The 4,091-nt window shown below is 37.6% G+C and carries 6 protein-coding genes; 4 read left to right on the top strand and 2 right to left on the bottom strand.

Translation table 11 applies throughout. From position 1 onward, the window contains the following. Positions 1 to 279 (top strand): N-acetylmuramoyl-L-alanine amidase family protein (locus tag VE944_RS31700; RefSeq protein ID WP_324987060.1); only part of this gene is annotated, 279 nt, incomplete at its 5' end. A gap of 308 nt (positions 280 to 587) precedes the next feature. Then, positions 588 to 2,258, top strand: coding sequence for a tetratricopeptide repeat protein (locus tag VE944_RS31695; RefSeq protein WP_324987057.1), 1,671 nt, complete (start codon positions 588 to 590; stop codon positions 2,256 to 2,258). Positions 2,259 to 2,350: 92 nt separating this feature from the next. Here VE944_RS31695 and VE944_RS31690 read toward each other — a convergent pair whose 3' ends face one another. Then, positions 2,351 to 2,947, bottom strand: a complete 597-nt coding sequence (locus VE944_RS31690; protein ID WP_324987054.1) for a hypothetical protein — start codon at positions 2,945 to 2,947, stop codon at positions 2,351 to 2,353. 118 nt (positions 2,948 to 3,065) lie between these two features. Next, on the bottom strand, positions 3,066 to 3,200 hold the full coding sequence (locus VE944_RS31685) for a hypothetical protein (RefSeq protein ID WP_324987051.1): 135 nt from the start codon (positions 3,198 to 3,200) through the stop codon (positions 3,066 to 3,068). 73 nt (positions 3,201 to 3,273) lie between these two features. On the opposite strand from VE944_RS31685, the gene VE944_RS31680 reads away from it, so the two are divergent. Both VE944_RS31680 and VE944_RS31675 read left to right on the top strand, forming a co-directional pair. Then, the gene (locus VE944_RS31680) at positions 3,274 to 3,546 is read left to right on the top strand and encodes a hypothetical protein (protein WP_324987048.1); all 273 of its coding nucleotides are present in this window, start codon (positions 3,274 to 3,276) and stop codon (positions 3,544 to 3,546) included. After that, positions 3,543 to 3,917 (top strand): clan AA aspartic protease, encoded by a 375-nt coding sequence (locus tag VE944_RS31675; RefSeq protein WP_324987045.1) that lies wholly within the window; start codon positions 3,543 to 3,545, stop codon positions 3,915 to 3,917. Before VE944_RS31680 ends, VE944_RS31675 begins: the two co-directional genes overlap by 4 nt. The last annotated feature ends 174 nt before the right edge of the window (positions 3,918 to 4,091 follow it).

The following is a 4,091-nucleotide window of genomic DNA, read 5'->3' as shown; positions in this document are numbered from 1 at the left end:
ACTAAGGGATTCGGCACTTTTTGGTATCAACCCCAAGCCCACAATCTCGCAATATTTTTACAGAACTATGTAGTCAAAAAACTCAGCAGACCTTATTATGGCGTGTTTTGGAACAACCTAGCGCTGACACGTCCGGCGGCTACCCCATCAGTGTTGCTGGAATTGGGTTTTATGAGCAATCCCGATGAATTTGAGCAGGTAGTGAACCCAGAGGAACAGAAGAAAACGGCTAATGCGATCGCTCAGGGGATTACTGAGTGGTTTAGGAGTGTGAGATAAATTTAGAGGTATAACACTAGTTCCTAATTGTATTTGGTGGAGTGCAATGCCTACGGCGGGGCGTAGCTCATCGCTCTTTTTTAGCTAGTTGCTCAATGTTGCGATCGCTCTTTGTTCAAACTTTTTGACTATGACCATAGCATGATTGTTAAGAGTTGCTTAGATTTTGGGAATTCTATAGATAGGTCATCTCATACAACATAGCTAGTTAGTCATGTGGATGTAATTGTTATGTTCAAACAACAGATTTGCATTTTGTTGAAAAAGCTATTTTAAATAACATCTTAAAACTTTGTTTTCAAATGAACATGGAAGATTATAATCAAGTTTTGCCAAACGATTTGAGTCATGAGAATAGATTAAAATGCGATTTTACATATTGGACTAGAGAAATTCGGGTAAATAGAAATGATGCTAATGCTTATAAAGAACGAGCTAGAGTTCGTAATTTACTAGGGGACTACCAAGGAGCAATAGAGGATTATACGCAAGCAATTAGCATAAATACAAATGATGATAGTGCTTATTGTATGCGAGGTCAGGAACGTAGAAATTTGAGAGATGACAAAGGAGCAATAGAGGATTACGACAAGGCGATTGAGCTAGATCCAAACTATGCTTCTGCATATTATTTACGAGCAGAATTGCACTACCAGCAGAGCAATTACCAAGGAGCATTTCAAGATGCTGATAGGTCAATTCAGCTTGACCGTGACTCTCCCTCTGCTTACTATCAACGGGGTCAAGCTCGTAGTGAATTGGGAGACTATGAGGGGGCTATTAAGGATTACGAACAGGCAATTCAGCTAACACCTAGTAATTTTTGTGGTTATTACAATTGGGCTGAGTTATACAGTGACCTTGGCTATGCACGCGCTAATTTAGGAGATTATCAGGGAGCCATTGAGGATTACAACAAGGCGATTCAAACAGATAATAGTATAATTAAATACTTTGGTGTTTACAATAATCGCGGAAATGCTCGCTATAACCTGGGAGATTATGAGGGAGCCATTGAGGATTACAGTAAAGAAATTTCTTTTTATCAAAATGATGATTATAATAATGCTGTTTACTACATAAACCGAGGCAATGCTTACAACGATTTGAGAAATTATCAAAAAGCTATTGAAGATTATAATCACGTGATTAAAATTGCTGATAAATATCCTGAGGTATACGAATATCGCGGTCTTGCCCGCTATGAAGTAGGTGATAAACTAGGAGCAATTGAGGATTTAGAGAAAGCTGCTGATCTTTATCAGCACGGCGGATTTGTAGAATATTATCAGGAGGCACTGAAACTGATTCAGTCTTTCAATGTTACTGATAAAGATGCAATTATTGAGGATATTCAGGAAATCTCAGAAACTGTTAATGATAGCCCCACAGAAGTAGAAACTACAAACAAGTCTGCTGCTAATCCACCAATTTTAAATAACCGTGTTGAAGACACGAATAAAAAAAATAGTCAGGGGATTTCAGAAAAGATTAACCACAATCAATTAGCAGAGATAAAGGAGCTTACTGCGGTTATTGAGGCTGACGGGTTTTTCAATCCAAAAAGTATAAAACAAGCTAGAGAGCGAATTACTATATCTATTGCTCGACGGCAAGGACAACCTCAGTTTCGTCAAAGTTTGCTCGAAGCCTACAACTATCGCTGTGCCATTACTGGATGTGATGCACAAGAAGCCTTGGAAGCTGCTCATATCATTCCTTACAGTGAAACGGAAAATAATCACCCCTCGAATGGATTGCTCCTACGGGCAGATATACATACACTATTTGACCTTAATCTGATTACTATTAACCCGGAGACAATGCAGGTACGTTTTGCTCCTAGTTTGCAGTGTACTTCCTATGGCGAAATGGATGGTAAATATTTGCAAGTCCCTAAAATTTCATCTTATCTGCCTAAAAAAGATGCACTAAAATGGCGGTGTGATCAGTGTGAGTGGTTCGTAGAATATAAATAGCCAGTAAGAGACTATTAAATTTTGTTTTTTACTGGCCGAAGAAAAAACTTGAAGTTTTTAAAGATTGTGGCAACCGCGACTGCACAGCATGATTACTCGCTTAAAGGTAACTGAAATCCAAATGCTACTTTATTTACGGAATTAGACTCTAGTGACAATCTTCTACTTCTTTCATTTAAACCGCCTTCAAGAATTTTTTCCATAACATTAAAGCATGATTCCAAAAATTCCGAATATGAAAGATTTTCACAAGTATTTATAGTGAATTTTTTACTTCCTATTTCTTCTTTTTCTAAATGTGGAGTAACTACACTATATACATTAGCATCTATTTTTTTAATAGATATATAAAGAACTATTCCTGATGGAGGCAGTAAATTTTTATCAGCAAAGCTTCGCCCACAGTTGTTAATATTAAAACCTTCATCTTCTAACTTTATTAGTAATTGAAATCCGAAATAACCTTCTTTTCCTATACTAATTGCATGTCGAAAATGACAATTAAGAGGAATTAAATCGTTTTCATAAGTAAGGATAGATATGTTATTAAGTTTGCACCCTAAATACTCAGCTATTTTTTTGAAAATAGTTTCAATGAATCTAAAACTTTCATCAACATATAAATATGTATTTTTATAATCTTCACTGACTAAATTTTTTAATTGCTCAAATTTTGATACTGTCATCATTAAAACCGGATAATTTTACTTTAATGACATATTATTCTTACATAGAAAACAACCGTGACAATACGTAAAAATACTATTTAAACTCAAGCAAACCACGACTGAGCAAGAATAATATTCTTCAAAACCATTGATATGGCTTGTGTGTGGTAACTAAAACTAAGAAATTTTGTGCGGGAGCTTCGGGTTTTTCAAAGCATTTTTCTACCTGCTGCATGGTGGCGATCGCTTTCCTACCTCCTACAGCACTAAGCATTGCTCTCTAATCTATATAGCTTCTGCTCTACAATGAAGTGAAGAATCTAGCAGCTTAAATAGGGGATTTATTTATGTCCCACCCTATGCTCAGTAGCCAAGAATTAGCCCGACGTGGAAAGGAACTGTATCAAAAAAGTATTCGTGCCAAAGTTGAGACACAAGAGAACATTGGCAAAATTATCTCAATTAATGTTGAAACAGGAGATTATGAAATCGGTGATGATTTAGTCGAAACGAGTCTTCGATTACGCTCCAAGCAAATTGATGCAGCACTTTGGGGAGAAAGAATTGGTTTTGATGCCGTTTATGCAGTTGGTGGTACATTGCTCAGGACGGCACAGTGATACACGGGACTGTAGTTGGACTTCAGGCAAGGATGAGTCTGATTATTCTTCCCCCAGAACGTTCAGCTGTAGAAATAGAATGTGTTATTGATACAGTGTTTGAAGGGTTCTTAACCTTGCCGTCTTCCGTGATTGCTGCTCTTGGCTTGCCCTACCTCATCAACATCAACGCAAACCTCGCTAACAATTCCAGTGTGGAAACCGATGTTTATTTGGCAACAGTTGTATGGAATGGTGTAGAGCGTAATATTGCAGCTCTAGCAATGGGTCGTCGTCCACTCATTGGAACTGCGCTTGCGCTGCTTGAAGATTATCATCTCAGTATAGATTTTTCTGAAGGTGGTACGGTTCTGGTAGATGAAATTCTATAACCTATGCAGAAGACAGCAAAAACAGCCCTCAAATTCTTGAAAGGTGCGTTGGCGTAGCCCGTCGTAGACATCGCTGATTTGCCTACTACTGAAAAGCTGGTTGAAGTCTGTGGTAAGCTTTTGCCTGTGATTACTAAGTTTTTCGGCTTACCATAAGGTTGGTAAATATTACTC

This window comes from Nostoc sp. (assembly GCF_035638895.1).
Taxonomy (GTDB): domain Bacteria; phylum Cyanobacteriota; class Cyanobacteriia; order Cyanobacteriales; family Nostocaceae; genus Nostoc.
This window is presented reverse-complemented; position numbering and strand designations above follow the sequence as displayed.